Consider the following 16,171-nt stretch of genomic DNA (forward strand, 5'->3'; position numbering starts at 1 on the left):
TCGTGGAAGGCGCTTGCGCTGGCACTGCTGTTGACCGGAACCGCTTCGGCGGCCGACCGCATCAACATCAATACGGCAGATGCGTCGACGCTGCAGCAGGGATTGACGAACGTAGGGCCCCAAAAGGCCCAGGCGATCGTGGCGTACCGGCGACAACACGGACCTTTCCTCCGGGTCGAGGACCTGGCACGGGTGAAAGGGATAGGGACAGCAACGGTCGAACGGAATCGACGACGGATGACGGTGGGGGCTATGGCGGCGCCCACGGTGGCACCGCCCAGGAGGGCAGTGCCGGCACCCGTACCAAGGCGCTGACACAACAGGATGGGTCGCGACCGGCATGACGCCGGTCACGGTAGCCAGGCAGGAGCCGGCCACCTCGACAGCCGCAGGGACGGGGCACGCAGGGACGCAGCGCGGAGGGATTGGCGCGGATCCACCAGGACGGTGGCATCCATACCCGGGAAGGGGAGGGATGGCGGAACAACATACGGCCGAGTGCATGGAGCATGGCCGGCACCCACACTGGGCAGGACGCACAGGGGGAAGGCGGGATGCCGACAAGGACGTGACGATTGCCCGGTCCGCACAGGGATGTGTGACCGGGCAATTTCTTTTCTGGGGGTGTAGCGTCACCCTCAAATCCCCGGGATCTTTTTCATGGCACCACGCCGCACGCTGCTCACCCTCGGACTTGCTTCGCTGCTGGCCACCGCTGTATTTCCTGCGCTGGCCGCCACTCCACCTGCACCCGCAGCAACCCAGGCAGAGCCGGGCCCCACCGATCTCAAGCCCGGCCAGTTCCTCTGGCATCCGGAAATCTCGCCCGCCGGGCCCATCGTGCTGGTGGTCAGCCTGGATGAGCAGCGCGCCTACGTGTACCGCAACGGCATTGCCATCGGCCTGAGCACGATCAGCTCGGGCAAGGCAGGGCATGAAACGCCGACCGGGGTGTTCACCATCCTGCAGAAGGACAAGGACCACAAATCCAACCTCTACAACAGCGCGCCCATGCCCTACATGCAGCGGCTGACCTGGGACGGCATCGCGCTGCACGGTGGCAACCTGCCCGGGCATCCCGCGTCGCACGGCTGCGTGCGCCTGCCCCAGGCCTTCGCGCAGAAGCTGTTCGGCGAAACCAAGCGTGGCGATACCGTGGTGGTGGCCGACGCCAAGAGCGCGCCGATGACGCTGGCCTACCCGGCGGTGCTGGCCCCGGTGAACAGCGTGGGCAAGACCCTGCTGGAAACCACCGGTGCGCCGGACCAGTATTGGAATGACAGCGCCGCACCCTCGGGCCAGGTGGGCATCCTGGTCAGCCTGCACGACCAGCGCCTGTACGTGCTGCGCGACGGCGTGCTGATCGGCGAATCGCGGCTGGAAGCCAAGGCGCTGCCGGCGTTCGAGGGCACCACGCTGTTTGTGATGCAGGACGGCTATTCGGACACCGCCAGCCCGCTGGATGCGACCCAGAAGCTGCACAAGTGGACCGCCTACCCGCTGCTGGGGCAGAGCGCTGGCAACGCCAGCCCGGACCTGCTGGCCACGCCCAGCCTGCCCATGGCGCTGCCGCCGTCCTTCGCCGCGCAGCTGTACAAGGTGCTGGTGCCGGGCACCACGCTGCTGGTGACCAGCCTGCCGGCGGTTCGCCCGGTGGCGGATGAACAGAACCTGCAGCCGGTCTTGGAATCCGACGCGGGCGGGGCCACCTTGTAGGGATGGCCCTGCCGGTACCGCGTTGATGCGTTCCATTCCCGTTTCGATTGCCACCGTTGCCCTGTGCGGGCTGGCGCTGACCGCGCCGGCTGGCAGCGCCCGTGCGGCGACCACGCCTCCACCCCGCACGCTGCCCCCGGCCCAGCTGGCCGACATGCTGGCGCGCGCCGCGCCCAATGCGGACCGCAAGGTGCTGCAGCTGGCCGCCAACGCGATGACCTGCGCCCTGCGCCGGCCGGAGCTGGGCGTTGATCCGGGCCGCTTGAGCGTGATTGATTACTCGCGCCCGTCCACCGAACAGCGCATGTGGGTGTTCGACCTGGCCCACCAGAAGCTGCTGTTCGAGGAGTGGGTGGCCCATGGCCGCAACAGCGGCGGCAACGCCACCGAACGCTTCTCCAACCGCGATGGCAGTTTCATGTCCAGCCTGGGCGCGTTCACCGCCACGGAAACCTACATGGGCGGCAACGGCTATTCGCTGCGCCTGGAGGGACTGGAGCCGGGCTTCAACGACAAGGCGCGCGACCGCGCCATCGTCATCCACGGTGCGCCATACGTGAATCCCACCATCGCCCGGCTGCAGGGCCGGCTCGGCCGCAGCCTGGGCTGCCCGGCGGTACGCCTGACCGTGGCGAGGCCGCTGATCGACAGCCTGCGCGGTGGCGCGATGGTGTTCGCCTACTACCCGGACAAGGAGTGGCTGTCGCGCTCGCAGCTGCTGGAAGCGGACTGCGGCGGCAAGCCCGGCTGAGGCACAATGGCGGCATGTCGACCGCCACCGCATTGAGCGCTGCCACGCGCGTCATTCCCAGCTTTGAATACCGCCGCGAACGCTGGCGAAATGGTCTTGGCTGGACGCGGGAAATCCTGCGCGTGCCGGACAGCGATGCGTGGCTGGTACGTTTGTCGATTGCCGAGATCGAACAGGATGCGGCGTTCTCGTCGTTCCCCGGCATCGACCGCGAACTGGTCCTGCTGCGCGGCGAAGGGCTGCGCCTGCGCTTTGCCGATGGCGCGCTGCATACGTTGCTGCCACCACACGATCGCCTGCGCTTTGCCGGCGAAGCGGAGGTCCATGGCGAGCTGGTGGATGGGCTCACCCATGATTTCAACCTGATGTGGCGGCGCGACCAGGTCGATGCCGAACTGCTGCACCGCCCGCTGGTGGGCAGCATGTTCTTCTTCACCGAGCCGGGCACGGCGTGGGCGATCCATCTGTTGGCGGGGCAGGCGGAGTTCGAGGGTGAGCCGGAACTGCCGCCACTGGAGCAGGGCGACACCGCGTGGCTGGCGGCAGGGCCGCGCCGCCGCTACGCGTTGCGTGGTGGCGGTGAGCTGCTCGCCATCCGCCTGGACCAGCGCGGTCAATAAACGTCGCGGCGGTAGCGGCCGGCGACGATCAGGGCTTCCTTGCCTTCGCGGCCCAGCGCCTGTTCGATCACCGCGTCCACTGCCGGGGCCATGCCCTGCAGGCTGCCGCAGACCAGGATCGTGGCGCCGTCGCGGACCCACTGGCGCAGGGTGTCCAGCTGCGCGAGCAGGCGGTCCTGCACGTAACGGTGCTCGCCGCCGTCGCGGCTGAACACCGTATCCAACCGCGCGATCATGCCGTCACGTTGCCAGCGCTGCAGGTCTTCCTTGAAATAGAAATCATGCGCGGCGGTACGCTCGCCGAACAGCAGCCAGTTGCGACCGGCGCCAAGGTCCACCCGCGCACGAAGGTGCGCGCGCAGCCCGGCAATGCCGGTGCCGTTGCCGATCAGGATCAGCGGTGCGTCCGGCGCGGGTGCGTGGAAATTCGGGTTGCCGCGGAAGCGCAGGTTGATGCGCCCACCCAGCGCCGCGTGATCGCACAGCCAGCCGCTGCCCAGCCCCGGCGTGCCATCCGGGCGCAGCAGCCGCCGCAATAGCAGCAGCACGTGGCCTTCGCCCGGCATGCTGGCAATGGAATATTCGCGGTGCGGCAACGGCTTGAGCGTGGCCACCAGTGCCGTGTCATCGGCCGGTACCGCATCGGGCAGTACCGGCAGGTGCGAGCGCGCCAGCCACTCACGCAGCGGCTGCCCCTCGACCATCGCCGCGCCGTCGCGTGCATGCGTGGCCAGCCAGGCATCGACCTCGACCGGACTGTGCTGCGGACCAATCTCCGCCACATCACCGGCCTGCCACGCCGGCAGCACGCCATCGGCCGGCACCAGGCTCACCCGCCACGTCGCCGCGCCGGGGCTGCCGGGGTTTTCCTGGCGGCGCGACTGCAGCTGCCAGGGCTGGTACTGCGCCGGCGCCCAGTCGGGCAGCTCGGTGGCGTTCCCGCCAAGCTGGCCCAGCAACTGCTGCCAGTGGCGCAGGGCGGCCGGGTCGGCGTTGTCCACTTCCACCGTGTCGAACAGCGGGTGCGCGCCGTGCTGGCGCAGCCACGCATCGAGCTGGTGGCCGAACGCGCAGAAGTGCCCGTAGCTGCGGTCGCCCAGTGCCAGCACACCGTAGTGCAACTGCGGCAGTGCCATGTCCTGCGGCATCACGCGGCGCAGGAAGGGAAGGGTGTGGTCCGGTGGATCGCCTTCGCCGGTGGTGCTGGCGATCAGCAGCACCCGGGTGGTCTGCTGCAGCAATGCGGCGTCCACCTGGTGCAGGCCGCGCACGCGCACCGGCACCCCGGCCGCGCGCAGGACCTCGGCGCTGCGCTCGCACAGCTGCTGGGCGAACCCGGTCTGGCTGGCCCAGACCAGCAGCGTCGGTGCTGCGCCGGCGGCGCCGCCAACATCGTCGCGGGTTCGGCCGCGCCACCACAGCAGCGCGCATAGCGCCGCGTAGGCGGTGAGGGTGCCTGCCGCCCAACGCCAGTGCGAGGCCAGTGGCGTGGCCAACCACCAGTCTTCCTGCAGATGCAGGCGCAACAGCAACCACGCCAGTCCGGCCAGCAGGGCCACCACCAGCACATTGCCCACTATCGCGCGCGACGGGCTGCCTTTCATGCAGCGGCATCCTGTTCGGTGAGCAGCGCGGTAAACGCCGTGCTCAAGTGTTCTTCGATGCCCTGCGCAGTGCGGGTGATGAAGCGTGCGGCGAGCGCGTTGGCATTGGCGAACGCAAGCCCTTCCTGGGCGCCCATCACCGTCAACGCGGTGGCCCATCCATCGGCGTGCATGGCGTGCTGGGCGACCACGGTCACCGCGGCCGCCGTGCGGCTGACCGGCGCGCCCGCGCGTGGATCCAGCGTATGGCTGTAGTGCGTGCCATCCTCGACGAATTGGTGCCAGCGATCACCGGAAGTAGCAACGGCCAGATCGTCCAATGCCAGCACGCGCGGCGGATGCGCAAGTTCTGCTTCTTCTTCGGGACCTGCTTCGACCAGGACACGCCACGGCTGCCCATCGGGCTTGCGCCCATAGCCGTGCAGCTCGCCGCCCACTTCCACCAGTGCCGCCGCAATGCCCTCGCCGCGCAGCCAACGGCTCACCAGGTCCACCGCAAAGCCCTTGGCGATGGCCGAAAGATCCAGCTCCAGTCCACCCGGCTGCAGCAGGCGGCCATGCTGCCAGTGCAGCCGCTGCCAACCGCAGCGTGCCTGCGTGGCGGCCAGCCGGGCAGCATCGGGAACGCGTTGCGCGTGTGCGTGCGCACCGAACCCCCACAGTGAGACCAGCGGGCCGACCGTGGGATCGAACGCCCCTTCGCTGCGCCGGGCGATATCGAGCGCGCAGTCGATCACCTCGGCGAACAGGCCGGGCAGCGGCAGCGACGTGCCGGCCGCTGCGCGGTTGAACGCGGCAATGTCGCTGGCCGCTTCCCAGGTGCTCATCTGCGCGACCACCGCATCCAGCTGCGCCTGGATCCCCGCATGCAGCGGGTGCAGATCGCGGCCGGGCGTGGTGGTCAGTTTGACCTGCCAGGTGGTGCCCATGGTGTGGCCACCGAGGCTGGCGATGTCGTGCAGGGTGGACATGATTACAGCGGCAGCACTTCCAGCGTGGCGACGTAGTTCAGGCGGCGGGTCTTGGCCTGCTTGAGCGTGGTCTTCTTGTCTTCGCTGCTTGTTTCCAGCCAGTACATGCCGGCTTCGGGCCAGGTGACCGAGAACTCGCCCTTCTTGTCGCTGGTGACCTTGATCTCTTCCTGGGCGTTGCGGTAACGCGTGCCGCCACGGGTGATCTCGAAGGCCAGGCCGGCGCGCGGCTTGCCGTCGACCAGCACGCGGAACCTGGCTTCTTCGCCGGCGGCCAGGTCGTTGGGATGGCCCACGGCGACCAGCTCGATTCCCGACTTGGTCGGCGCCAGCGCGGTGCTGTTCGGGGTGCCGTTGGTGACGAAGGTTTCGATGCGGTTGACCGACTGGCTTACCTGCAGCTTCTTGGCCTTCTTCGGCACTTCAGTGGCGAAGGTCGCCACGGTGCCGCGCCAGCGCTTGGGCTTGCCGTCTTCTTCCCAGCTGGCCGACAGGCCGTTGTTGACCGAGGCCAGGCGGTAGGTGCCCTGCTGGGTCAGCTCGACATCGAACACGCTGCGGAACTTGCCGGTGGAGGCGTTCTGCGGCTGCACGGTGCTGCCGTCCGGTGCGGTGATGACCAGGCTTTCCAGGCGCAGCGGCACGTGGTTGAAGTAGAACAGGTCGTTGGACACCGCCGCATCGACGGTGATCCACGGATGGTCACCGGCGATCACGGTCTGCGAGGGCTGCAGCCAGGCCTTGTGGGCCAGGGCGGAGAACGGAAGGGCGGCGGCCAGGGCGGCGGCTAGGACGAGCGAGCGCTTCATCAACAACTCCATGTACAGGTTAAGGGTGCCCTCGACGGGGAGGGCAGTGGAACATCAGGGCTTGGACGACAGCGTGACCAGGCCCAGCTCGGTGCTGCCCTGGGCCTTGCCGGTCTGCGGCGCGGTGGCCGGCCAGGTAAAGGGAATCTTGACCAGCTCGCGGCCGCCGACTTCGCGTGCCGCTTCCACCACCAGCGTGTAGTTGCCCGGTGCCAGCGCCTTCAGTGCCGGCTGCTTGTCGGTGAACGACAGCGCGTGGGTGCCGACCGGTCGGGTCGGCCCGGTCACGCCGTCCACCGGCACCTTCAGCTCGCGGCCGCTCTTGCGCCACCACTGGCGCAGGTCGGGCAGCCACTTGGTGCCATGGCCTTCGCTGTTGCCGGTCTGCTGGTACCAGACCGCCAGGTTGGCGGCGACCTTCTGGTCGGCGCCTTCCAGCCACACCGCCACATACGGGCGGTGGTACTCGGCCACGTTGAGCTTGGGCACCTCGACGTTGATGTCCAGGGTGGTGGCATAGGCCGGCGAGGTGGCCAGCAGGCCGCTCAGGGCGATGGTGAGGGTGACGCGCATGGGTGCGGCTCCGGGAAGGGGAAGGGCGAAGGAAGTCAGTGGATCAGGATCAGGGCGATCAGCAGCGGCACCATCAGGCCCAGGCCCACCAGCGGCCAGGTCATGCGGCGCTGGCGCGCATGCAGGTGCAGCAGGAACAGGCCCGTGATGCAGAACACCAGGCAGGCCACGGCGAACACATCCAGGAACCAGCCCCAGGCCGGGCCGGCGTTACGGCCCTTGTGCAGGTCGTTGAAGTAGGACACCCAGCCGCGCGAGGTGGCTTCGTATTCCACCGCGCCGCTTTCGCGGTCGATGCTCAACCAGGCGTCGCCGCCGGGGCTGGGCATGGAGAGATAGATTTCCCCGGCGGACCATTCGGCCGGACGACGGCCGATGGAAATGCCCAGTTCGCGGTCCAGCCAGCGCACCGCCGGGCGTGGCACCGGGGCGTTGCCGTCGGTCCGGTCGCCCAGCTGGCCCAGCAGCTCGGCCGGCAGTTCCAGCTGGCGGTTCAGCACCTGCGGGGTGGCCTCTATCTTTGCCGCATGGTTCAGCGTGATTCCCGTGGCGGCGAACAGCAGCATGCCGATCAGGCACACCGCCGAGCTGATCCAGTGCCACTGGTGCAGGGTGCGCAGCCAGAAGCCACGGCTTTGCTGTTGCTGTACGGCGGAAGAAGGAGCGCTGGTGGCCACGGTCACGGCAGGAAGACGAATAGCCAATTACACCATTGATGAGAATGGTTCGCAATTATTGGTCGCGCGATGCCGGTCTGCGGCGTGTGCCGACCAACGGTCGGCACCTACCAGTGCGTGGGGCGCCCGGTGTGCCTGGGGCGCCCGGTGTGCGTGGGAGCCGGTAGCGCCCGACCGTTGGTCGGGCGGCGGCGCGCAGCGCCGGGACTTCAGAACGCCGCGTTCAACGAAATCCAGTAACTCCGACGCTGGTCCTTCGTCGCGTAATCATCCACGCAGTTGTACTCACTGTCGCTGATCAACACGCACGACTGCGAGACGAAGTCCTTGTCGAACAGGTTGTTGACCCGCGCGTTCACCGTCAGCCACTCGTTGATGTTCCAGCTGCCGCCCAGGTGGAAGATCGTGTAATCGTCGTAATACCGCACCTGCGACGAACTCACACCGGCCACGTTGCTCACCAGCGTGTCGCGGTACCGGTCATAGCGTCCTTCGCCGATCAACGACAGGTTCACCGCCTCACTGACCTGCCAGTTCAGGCTGGCATTGGCCATGTGCTTGGCGGGATTGCCGGCGATCGGTTGGCCGTTCGCGGCGCCACTGGTCTGCTCGGACTTCGTATACGTGTAGTTGCCTCGCAGCTGCAGGTTCTGCAGCAGGTCCACGTGCGCCGCCGCTTCAATGCCCCGCGTTTCAGCCGTATCGATGTTCACGCTCTGGCTGAAGGTGCTGTAGCCCAGCGCCGCCCAGCCCGGGCCCACGTCCACGCAGTAGCCGCCGCCGACCGGTGCCACTTCGCAGTTCGGGAAGGTGCCGCCGCTGGCGATCTTGTCGTCGAACTTGTTGAGGAAACCGGTGACGTTGAAGCCCCAGCGCTCGCCCTCGTAGTAAGAGGCGATTTCATAGTTCGTGCTGGTTTCGGGCTGCAGGTTGGGCGAGCCCACCAGCGGCAGCACGCCCTGGCCGCCGAAGCCGGTCACGCCGGGGAACAGCTGGTCCGGGCGCGGGGTCTTGTAGCCGGTGCTGACCCCGCCCTTGAAGGTCCAGGCGTCGCTGGCGTTCCACACCAGGTAGGCGCGCGGGCTGACGTGGCTGCCGAAGATGTTGTGGTCGTCGTAACGCACGCCCACCGTTGCGGTCAGCGCATCGGTCAGCGCCCAGTTGTCCTCGGCGAACACAGACCACATGCGGTGCTTCTGCTTGACGTTGTCGCGGTAGCCGGCGCCGTCCATGCCGAACACGCCGTCGAGCATGTCGGTGTCGGTGTACTGGCCGCCCACGGTCAGTTTGTGCGCGTCCAAGCTCATGTCGAGCATGGTGTCCAGCACGTAGCCTTCCAGCTCCATGGTGCGCAGCGGGCGTGGCAGGAATGCTTCCAGGCGTGCCATCTCGGCGGGGTTCAGCGCGGCGAGACCGTTACGGGCGCCGGCGGCGCAGTTGTTGGCCGCGCCGGTGCGGCGGCACACGTCGTTCCACAGCGTCTGCAGGTCGGCGCGTTCGTCCAGGGTCAGCGGCAGCGAACGCCCCAGGTTGTTGCTCCTGGTATGGGTCAGCGTGGTCTGCCAGGTGCCGAATGCATAACGGCCCTGGTGGCTCAGTGCCAGCTGGTCGCGCTCGTAGCGCTGGTAGGCGGTGTAGCCCACGCGCGGCTGCACCACGCGGCGGGTGACCGTGCCGGTGCCGTTGGGGTTCGGAATGGTGGCATTGCCCACGCGCCAGAGGCTGGCAGCGCTGTCCAGCGTGCCGGTCTGGCCTTCGCTGTTGTCGTACTTCTGGCGCGAGACGTCGTAGTCCAGTGACAGGTCGTGGTCGTCGTTGATCGACCAGCTCAGGCGCACGCCGGTGTTCCAGTTGGTGTTGGCCACCGCCTTGCCACCACCGCCGAAGCCGATGCTGCGTTCCCACAGCGTGCCGTCGGGCAGGGTCAGTGCTTCCCATTCCGGGTTGGAGGCCTTGGCATCGTAGTAACTCCCGCGCACGGCTACGTCCAACCGTTCCTTCACCAGCGGGCCGGTGAGGTACACGTCGGTGGTGCGTGCATCGCCGAACTGGTCGTCCTGCTGCACGGTGAAGCCCTGGGTGACCGAGCCGTGCCAGCTGCCCTGGTTGCGACGGGTGATGATGTTGATGACCCCGCCCATGGCATCGGAGCCGTACAGCGTGGACATCGGGCCACGCACCACTTCAATGCGCTCGATCGCATCCAGCGGCGGCAGGTAGGCGAACTGGCCGCCGCCGAAGTTGTTCGGGTACAGCTGGCCCACATTGCTCTGGCGGCGGCCGTCGATCAGCACCAGCGTGTACTCGGACGGCATGCCGCGCATGGAGATGGTGGCGCGGCCGTTCTTGTCGGTGGTTTCCATGCCCACGTCGATGCCTTCCACGTCGCGCAGCGCATCCACCAGGCTGGTGTACGGGCGCTTGGCCAGCTCCTCGCGGCTGACCACGCTGATGCTGGCCGGGGCGTCGGTGATCTTCTGTTCGAAGCCCGAGGCGGTGACCACCACCTGGTCCAGGGTCTTGGGGTCGCCCGCGACATCGCCGGCGGCGAAGGCGAAGGCGGGGGCGCTGAGCGCGCCCAACAGGGCAACGCTCAACGAGCAGCGGGACAGGGACGTGCGACGACGATGGCGCTGGGCCATGGGAAGTACCTCGAAAAGGATGCGAACGCGGGAACGCCGTGGCCGGCGGCCGCAGCGCAATCGAAAAATCGTCAGGGGGCCTGCAGTGCAGGCAGCAGCGGCGCTCGGCGGCGGTCGTGCAGGCGCAGCGACGCGGACGCGGGCGGGATCAGCCCTGCGGGGGCGCCTGGCCGCGCTGGACGCGCAACCCGGGGGCCGCCGGCAGCGGTGTTGCCGGGGCGGAATCGATGGTGGGGATGACCTGCGGCGGCAGCTCGGCCAGGGTGGCCATCAGGGCATCCAGCGAATCGGTCAGCGGCGGCTGGGGCAGGCGCGGCGGCGTGGCCGCCGGGCGGGCACTGGCCGTCCGGCGTGGCTTGGCCGGGGCTTCTTCCTGCAGGCGATTCTCGCCGCCGGGACGTTCTTCGGCGGGCTGCTGCAGCACCAGCGCGGCGGTGCCGGGCAGGCGCTGTTCCAGCAGCGGCAGCGTGCCCAGCAACATCGAGAGCAGGGCCAGCCACGCCAACACCGTCGCCAACGCCGGGCGCTGCCCGCGCATGGCGGGGGAAAAGCTGCGGTGGCGGTGGGGGTGGCGCAAGGAGATATCCCTGTCGGAGCACGTCAGCAGGTCTGGCGCGGCGGGGATTGTAGAGAGGGTATGTAACAAACGCAAATGGGAATGATTTACAGCGTCAGGTCTCGCTCCAGCGACGCAACAGGTTGTGATACACGCCGGTCAACTGCAGCACCGCCCCCGGATCGCCGCCGGTCACGCGCAGCGTCTCGATCGCGCCATCCATCTCCAGCAGCATCCGCCGTGCGCCATCGTCGCGGACCATGCTCTGTACCCAGAAGAACGACGCCAGCCGTGCGCCCTGGGTGACCGGGTTGACCTTGTGCAGGCTGCTGGACGGGTACAGCACCAGGTCGCCGGCAGGCAGTTTCACCTCATGCTCGCCGTAGGTATCACTGATGACCAGTTCGCCCCCTTCGTAGTCCTCCGGCGCATTGAGGAACAACGTGCATGACACGTCCGAACGCAGGTGGCTGCGCACGCCCTGGCTGTCGGTGATCATTACCGCGCCATCCACATGGAAGCCATACTCGCCACCGCCCTGGTAGCGGTTGAAACGCGGCGGAAGGATGCGCAGCGGCAGTGCGGCGGCGAAGAACAGCGGGTGCCGTTCCAGCGCCGCCAGCACGTTCCTGCCCAGCTCGGCCTTCAGCGGTGAGGCGTCAGGCAACTGCTGGTTGCGCTTGACCTGCGCGCCCTGCACGCCCACGGTCTCGCGGCCGTTGGCCCAGTCTGCCGCGGCAAGCGCGCGCTGCAGGTGGGCCAGTTCGTCGGCGTTGAGGACATCGGGAACGTGCAGGAGCATGGCAGGGTCCTTGGTGGATCAGAAGCGGAAGTCCGCGCTGAACAGCACGCTGCGCGGGGCGCCCGGGGTGTAACGGTAGCCGCTCTTGTTGATCGCGGCCACATAGTCCTTGTCGAACAGGTTGTAGGCGTTCAAGCGCAGCACCAGGTGCTCGTTGATTTCATACGAGGCCACCGCGTCGTACACCGTGTACGACTTGGTGAACGCCGGCGTGCCCACCGCGCCATCGGTACCGCGGTGCATGCGGCCGGCGTAACGCACGCCACCGCCCACGGTCAGGCCGAACGGGAAGGTATAGCTGGTCCAGCCGGTGAAGGTCGCGCCCGGGGTGTAGGTCAGGTTGCGGGTGCCATCGGCGGCCACGTTGGCGCCTTCCTCGACTTCGGTGTCCAGGTGGCTGTAGCCGGCCGACACCGACCAGTTGTCGGTGATGCGGCCCACCGTGGACACCTCGATGCCCTGCACCGACTTCTTGCCGGTCTGGGTGGGGTTGCCGGCATCGTCCAGCACCTGGGTGTTGATCTCGTTGCTGACTTCGGTCTTGAATAGCGCGACGTTGAAGGCCAGTGCATCGTCGAGGAAGGCCCACTTGGTGCCCACTTCAAGCGTCTTGGCCTTCTGCGGGTCCAGGCTGGGGTTGTCGGCGCTGCTGGCCGAGCTGCTCAGCTGGAAGTTGCTGCCGCCCGGGGGCTGCTGGGACAGCGCGTAGTTGCCGTACAGGCTGACGATGTCGCCGACCTTGTACACGGCGCCCAGCTTCCAGTTGAGCAGGGTGTCGGAATGCTCCAGCGACGGATTGGGAATCACCGTGCCCACCGGGTTGCTGCCGCACGCCGGGCCGCGCCCGCCGCACACCACCGCGCTCTGGTACTCGGTCTTGTAATGGTCCGCACGCAGGCCGGCGGTGACCAGGAAGCTGTCGGTGAAGTTCAGCGTATCGAACAGGTACACCGACGAGGTGGTGGTCTTGCCACGGCTGTCGGCGCCGTTGTGTGCCCAGGTCAGGCCGGTGGCGTTCCAGTCCGGGTTGTACAGGTTGGCCGGCGACCAGGTGGTGCCGTTGGTGGCCGCCTGCCCGAAGCTCTTGAGCTCTTCGCGGGTGAACTCCACGCCGGTGCTGAGGTTGTGCACGATGGCACCGGTGCTGACGTCCCCGCGCAGGTTGAGCTGGTCGGTGAGGATGGTGTTCTGCTGGTCCTTGAAGGTCGGCAGGCTGCGCGCGATGGTGTAGGTGTCCAGGTTGTTGCGGTCGGTGTAGCGGATGTTGCCGGTCGGCGCACCGTTGGCGCCGCGCGTGCCGGTGCCCATGAAGGCGGTGAGCATGTAGTCCTGGTCGGTACGGCCCCAGCGGGCAGTGTTGGTCAGGCGCACGCTGTCGTTGAAGTCATGCTCGATGCGGAAGGTGGCCATCTTCGCGGTGACATCGTCATGGTCGGCGCGGGTGCCATAGAAGTTCTCCGGGTTCACCGGATGGCCAGCCAGCGGTTCCAGCGTGGGCTGCGGGGCCCAGCCGGGCAGGCCCAGGGTCGGCACGCCGCCGTCGGGCACGTTCTGCTGGTCCACATAGAGCAGGTTGAGGATGTAGCGGGTGTTGGTGCCCAGCCCGAACGCCAGCGACGGCGCGATGCCCCAGCGCGAGTTGTTCACGTGGTCGCGGCCGGGCTGGTCGCTGTCCTGCCACATGGCATTCAGGCGCAGCGCGCTGGTGGCGCCGAGGGACTGGTTCCAGTCGGCCGACGCGCGCTGCTGGCTGTCGCTGCCGACCGACACGGTGCCGCTCACCGCGTCATGCAGGTTGGCCTGCTTGCTCACCATGTTGATCGAACCGGTGGGCGCGGAGCGGCCGTTGTCGGTGCCGGCCGGGCCCTTGGACACTTCCACCTGCTCGGTATTGAACACATCGCGCGAGATCGAGCCGACATCGCGCACGCCGTCCACGAAGATGCTGCTGGAGGTATCGAACCCACGCATGAAGATGCTGTCGCCGGTGTTGGTGTTGCCGTTCTCGCCGACGTAGAACGTACCCACGCCCGGGCTGTTGCGCAGCGCATCGGTCAGCGTGGTCGCGCCCTGCTGGGTGAACAGGTCGCGGCTGATGATCTGGATGGTCTGCGGCGTGTCCTGCAGGGACTGGGTGAACTTGGGCGATGCGACCTTGTCGACCTTGAAGCCGCGGGCGGCCTGCACCTGCACCTGGTCCAGCGTGCGCGGGGAGTCACTGGCCGACTCGGCCTGGGCGGCCACCGGCAGCATGGCCAGGCTGAGGCCGGTGACGAGGCTGGCGGTGGCCAGGCTGGCGGCACTGCGGGCGGGGGAGGAATGCTTGCGGCTCTTGATCATGGTGGTGATGGACCTGGAAACGGGAAGAGGAATGCCATCGAGCGCGCACGGGTGGGGCGCGCACGCAGGGGCATGGACGGTCGAGCGAAAGAGATGCGATGTGCAGGGGGCGTTGGGCGCCCTGCGTGGCGAGGTGCCTGGGCAGCAGCGGTCAGGCGTGCGCGGGCGGTGCCTGCGACAGATGCGAACGCAGTGGGCGCGATTGGATGGCCGGCATGGCCCACGCGGCGGGTGACGCTGCGGTGCGCGTGCCTGCCATGCACGACGGAAGCGACGTGGCACGTTCGGCAGGGTCGGGGCGGCCGTTCTCGGCTTCCTTTTCCGCTGCGGCGCAGGCGTGGACAGCGACCGGGGCGCGGTCTGGTGCAGGTATGCCGGACACCTGCAGCGATTCGCCAGCGACCATCGCGGCCACCGTTCCCGCACGATCCATCGAACCCGGCGAAGTGCCCAATTCAGCCACGACGGCCAGCAGGCAGAACAGCACCGCCGCGGTCAGCAGCAATGGGGTCGAGCAGCGGTTGGCGGTGGCATCAGTGGCGGCAGCCATGAGGCGGTAGTCGGTCAGGCCGGGAAGGCGAATACCGATAAATTAACAGAAACGATAATGATTCGCATCCGCCGCCGTGCGGCGGGCATCACAGAACCGGCCAGGGGCCGATTCAAGTTTTCTATCGGCTCGGTGAGACTCAGTCGCGGTCGTCGCGGGTCCAGACGCCGTCGAACTCGCGCTTCACCGGGAACTTCGGCACCGCCGTATAGGCCGGGGCGCAAAGGGCACGGCCATCGCGCACGTCAAAACGCGCGCTATGGAGCACGCATTCGATGCTGCCTTCCTCGGTATCGAAGGTACCCGAGGACAGTTCGAATTCCTCGTGGGTGCACTGGTCTTCCAGGGCGAACAGCTCGCCATCCAGGTTGAACACCACGATCGGGGTGCCGGTAACCTCGTCGAAGGTGCTCTTCATCTCGCCCGGCAGCAGTTCGGCCGTGGCGCAGACGAAGGTCCAGGTCTCGCTCATGCGTGGGCCGCCAGCGGCTTTTCCAGGATCTCGAAGCGCAGGTCGTCGCGCTTGGGGATGCCGAAGCGCTCGTCCCCATACGGGAACGGCTTCTTGATGCCGGTGCGCTGGTAGCCACGGCGCTCGTAGAAGGCGATCAGCTCATCGCGTATGTCGATCACCGTCATCTGCATCACCGGCACGCCCCATTCGCGAGCGGCGTGGGCTTCGGCCGCGTCCATTACCTGCTTGCCGATGCCGCCGCCCTGCTGGGCCGGGTCCACCGAAAACATACCGAAGTAGCCCTTGCCGTGGTCGTCGGCCACATGCGCGCAGGCGAGCAGTTGGCCGTCGCGTTCGGCCAGCAGGACGGTGCTGCGCGGGCGCTCGATATCGGCTTGCAGGCCGGTTGCGTCAATGCGCGCGCCGTCCAGCATGTCCGCTTCGGTGGTCCAGCCGGCGCGGCTGGCGTCGCCGCGGTAGGCCGAGGTGACCAGGGTGATCAGGGCGGGAATGTCGGCCAGCGTGGCCGCACGGAAGGTCAGGGTGCTCATGCCGTCATTCTAGAGCGGGGCGCCGGTGGCGGGTAGCAGTGGCGCTGCCTATGCAATGCCGCTTTTTGATAGGAACGGTGCGTTGGCCGTGCGGATCGGGCACTGGCAGGATCGTGGGGCTATGAAGTCCATTTTCCTGTCCTGCGTGTTTCTGTTGGCGCTGCCCGGCTGCGGCGAAGGGCCCCCGACGGACGACCGCTACCTGTCGCCCCGCCAGTTGGCCGAGGTGACCGCCGCCGCCAAGGATGACAACCTGGTGGCGATCAAGCGGCTCATCGCGCACTACGAAGCCACCCCCGGCAACGACGTGCCGGCCGCGCGCTGGCGGCAGCGCGCGCGCGACCTGGGCGATGTCCAGGAGCTCTACTACCAGGCGGCGTCGCGTTTCGCTTCCGCGCGGGTGGCGGAGAGTGCCGAGGTGCGCTTCCGTCTGCTGGCCGAAGCCCAGGACGCGGCCAAGCGCGCCTATGAGCGCGAGCCGGAGCATGCCAACCTGCTGCTGGTCGAACAGATCGAGCGCGAGATGCGCACGGCGCTGACCGAATAGCACGCCTG

At 67.8% G+C, this 16,171-nt stretch carries 17 protein-coding genes; 5 read left to right on the forward strand and 12 right to left on the reverse strand.

Annotated elements, in window-relative coordinates; translation table 11 throughout:
• The first annotated feature begins 24 nt into the window (after nt 1-24).
• From V9K91_RS11345 to V9K91_RS11360, 4 genes are all read left to right on the forward strand, one after another.
• On the forward strand, nt 25-315 hold the full coding sequence (locus tag V9K91_RS11345) for a helix-hairpin-helix domain-containing protein (protein ID WP_083214255.1): 291 nt from the start codon (nt 25-27) through the stop codon (nt 313-315).
• A gap of 345 nt (nt 316-660) precedes the next feature.
• Complete coding sequence (locus tag V9K91_RS11350) at nt 661-1,716, forward strand: L,D-transpeptidase (RefSeq protein WP_336442875.1); 1,056 nt, start codon at nt 661-663, stop codon at nt 1,714-1,716.
• A 25-nt stretch (nt 1,717-1,741) separates the two neighbouring features.
• On the forward strand, nt 1,742-2,467 hold the full coding sequence (locus V9K91_RS11355; protein WP_306989575.1) for a murein L,D-transpeptidase catalytic domain family protein: 726 nt from the start codon (nt 1,742-1,744) through the stop codon (nt 2,465-2,467).
• Nucleotides 2,468-2,481: 14 nt separating this feature from the next.
• Nucleotides 2,482-3,087: a HutD family protein gene (locus V9K91_RS11360; protein ID WP_306989572.1), complete on the forward strand. Its 606-nt coding sequence runs from the start codon at nt 2,482-2,484 to the stop codon at nt 3,085-3,087.
• Here the strand turns inward: V9K91_RS11360 and V9K91_RS11365 are convergent.
• From V9K91_RS11365 to V9K91_RS11420, 12 genes are all read right to left on the reverse strand, one after another.
• Nucleotides 3,081-4,691 (reverse strand): sulfite reductase flavoprotein subunit alpha, encoded by a 1,611-nt coding sequence (locus V9K91_RS11365; RefSeq protein WP_306989570.1) that lies wholly within the window; start codon nt 4,689-4,691, stop codon nt 3,081-3,083. The two genes, V9K91_RS11360 and V9K91_RS11365, sit on opposite strands and share 7 nt — an antisense overlap.
• Nucleotides 4,688-5,662, reverse strand: a complete 975-nt coding sequence (locus tag V9K91_RS11370; protein WP_095363746.1) for an FAD:protein FMN transferase — start codon at nt 5,660-5,662, stop codon at nt 4,688-4,690. Before V9K91_RS11370 ends, V9K91_RS11365 begins: the two co-directional genes overlap by 4 nt.
• 2 nt (nt 5,663-5,664) lie before the next feature.
• Nucleotides 5,665-6,471, reverse strand: coding sequence for a DUF4198 domain-containing protein (locus tag V9K91_RS11375; protein ID WP_068849875.1), 807 nt, complete (start codon nt 6,469-6,471; stop codon nt 5,665-5,667).
• Between the two features lie 54 nt (nt 6,472-6,525).
• The gene (locus V9K91_RS11380) at nt 6,526-7,044 is read right to left on the reverse strand and encodes a DUF2271 domain-containing protein (RefSeq protein ID WP_210131782.1); all 519 of its coding nucleotides are present in this window, start codon (nt 7,042-7,044) and stop codon (nt 6,526-6,528) included.
• Nucleotides 7,045-7,079: 35 nt separating this feature from the next.
• Nucleotides 7,080-7,721, reverse strand: coding sequence for a PepSY-associated TM helix domain-containing protein (locus V9K91_RS11385; protein WP_095363795.1), 642 nt, complete (start codon nt 7,719-7,721; stop codon nt 7,080-7,082).
• 209 nt (nt 7,722-7,930) lie between these two features.
• Nucleotides 7,931-10,363, reverse strand: coding sequence for a TonB-dependent receptor (locus V9K91_RS11390; RefSeq protein ID WP_336442874.1), 2,433 nt, complete (start codon nt 10,361-10,363; stop codon nt 7,931-7,933).
• A gap of 148 nt (nt 10,364-10,511) precedes the next feature.
• Entirely contained in the window at nt 10,512-10,940 is a 429-nt protein-coding gene (locus V9K91_RS11395) for a hypothetical protein (protein WP_336442873.1), read from the reverse strand.
• Between the two features lie 94 nt (nt 10,941-11,034).
• On the reverse strand, nt 11,035-11,721 hold the full coding sequence (locus V9K91_RS11400) for a Fe2+-dependent dioxygenase (protein ID WP_336442872.1): 687 nt from the start codon (nt 11,719-11,721) through the stop codon (nt 11,035-11,037).
• Between the two features lie 18 nt (nt 11,722-11,739).
• Nucleotides 11,740-14,061, reverse strand: a complete 2,322-nt coding sequence (locus tag V9K91_RS11405) for a catecholate siderophore receptor Fiu (protein ID WP_336442871.1) — start codon at nt 14,059-14,061, stop codon at nt 11,740-11,742.
• Nucleotides 14,062-14,212: 151 nt separating this feature from the next.
• On the reverse strand, nt 14,213-14,611 hold the full coding sequence (locus tag V9K91_RS11410) for a hypothetical protein (protein WP_176472646.1): 399 nt from the start codon (nt 14,609-14,611) through the stop codon (nt 14,213-14,215).
• Between the two features lie 139 nt (nt 14,612-14,750).
• Entirely contained in the window at nt 14,751-15,083 is a 333-nt protein-coding gene (locus tag V9K91_RS11415) for a non-heme iron oxygenase ferredoxin subunit (RefSeq protein ID WP_068849893.1), read from the reverse strand.
• The gene (locus tag V9K91_RS11420) at nt 15,080-15,616 is read right to left on the reverse strand and encodes a GNAT family N-acetyltransferase (RefSeq protein ID WP_095363751.1); all 537 of its coding nucleotides are present in this window, start codon (nt 15,614-15,616) and stop codon (nt 15,080-15,082) included. The genes V9K91_RS11415 and V9K91_RS11420 overlap by 4 nt, the downstream gene beginning before the upstream one ends.
• Before the next feature lie 121 nt (nt 15,617-15,737).
• Here V9K91_RS11420 and V9K91_RS11425 point away from each other — a divergent pair, with 121 nt between their 5' ends.
• The gene (locus V9K91_RS11425; RefSeq protein ID WP_095363752.1) at nt 15,738-16,163 is read left to right on the forward strand and encodes a hypothetical protein; all 426 of its coding nucleotides are present in this window, start codon (nt 15,738-15,740) and stop codon (nt 16,161-16,163) included.
• Nucleotides 16,164-16,171 lie beyond the last annotated feature (8 nt).

This window comes from Stenotrophomonas sp. CCNWLW57, assembly GCF_037203925.1.
GTDB lineage: Bacteria > Pseudomonadota > Gammaproteobacteria > Xanthomonadales > Xanthomonadaceae > Stenotrophomonas > Stenotrophomonas rhizophila_A.

Excerpts from the sequence above, each read along its gene's own strand:
- V9K91_RS11365 (WP_306989570.1), bottom strand. The coding sequence starts at position 4,691 with ATGAAAGGCAGCCCGTCGCGCGCGATAGTGGGCAATGTGCTGGTGGTG.
- V9K91_RS11410 (WP_176472646.1), bottom strand. The coding sequence starts at position 14,611 with ATGGCTGCCGCCACTGATGCCACCGCCAACCGCTGCTCGACCCCATTG.
- V9K91_RS11425 (WP_095363752.1), top strand. The coding sequence starts at position 15,738 with ATGAAGTCCATTTTCCTGTCCTGCGTGTTTCTGTTGGCGCTGCCCGGC.
- V9K91_RS11400 (WP_336442872.1), bottom strand. The coding sequence starts at position 11,721 with ATGCTCCTGCACGTTCCCGATGTCCTCAACGCCGACGAACTGGCCCAC.
- V9K91_RS11360 (WP_306989572.1), top strand. The coding sequence starts at position 2,482 with ATGTCGACCGCCACCGCATTGAGCGCTGCCACGCGCGTCATTCCCAGC.
- V9K91_RS11390 (WP_336442874.1), bottom strand. The coding sequence starts at position 10,363 with ATGGCCCAGCGCCATCGTCGTCGCACGTCCCTGTCCCGCTGCTCGTTG.
- V9K91_RS11350 (WP_336442875.1), top strand. The coding sequence starts at position 661 with ATGGCACCACGCCGCACGCTGCTCACCCTCGGACTTGCTTCGCTGCTG.
- V9K91_RS11415 (WP_068849893.1), bottom strand. The coding sequence starts at position 15,083 with ATGAGCGAGACCTGGACCTTCGTCTGCGCCACGGCCGAACTGCTGCCG.
- V9K91_RS11355 (WP_306989575.1), top strand. The coding sequence starts at position 1,742 with ATGCGTTCCATTCCCGTTTCGATTGCCACCGTTGCCCTGTGCGGGCTG.
- V9K91_RS11405 (WP_336442871.1), bottom strand. The coding sequence starts at position 14,061 with ATGATCAAGAGCCGCAAGCATTCCTCCCCCGCCCGCAGTGCCGCCAGC.
- V9K91_RS11420 (WP_095363751.1), bottom strand. The coding sequence starts at position 15,616 with ATGAGCACCCTGACCTTCCGTGCGGCCACGCTGGCCGACATTCCCGCC.
- V9K91_RS11380 (WP_210131782.1), bottom strand. The coding sequence starts at position 7,044 with ATGCGCGTCACCCTCACCATCGCCCTGAGCGGCCTGCTGGCCACCTCG.
- V9K91_RS11375 (WP_068849875.1), bottom strand. The coding sequence starts at position 6,471 with ATGAAGCGCTCGCTCGTCCTAGCCGCCGCCCTGGCCGCCGCCCTTCCG.
- V9K91_RS11370 (WP_095363746.1), bottom strand. The coding sequence starts at position 5,662 with ATGTCCACCCTGCACGACATCGCCAGCCTCGGTGGCCACACCATGGGC.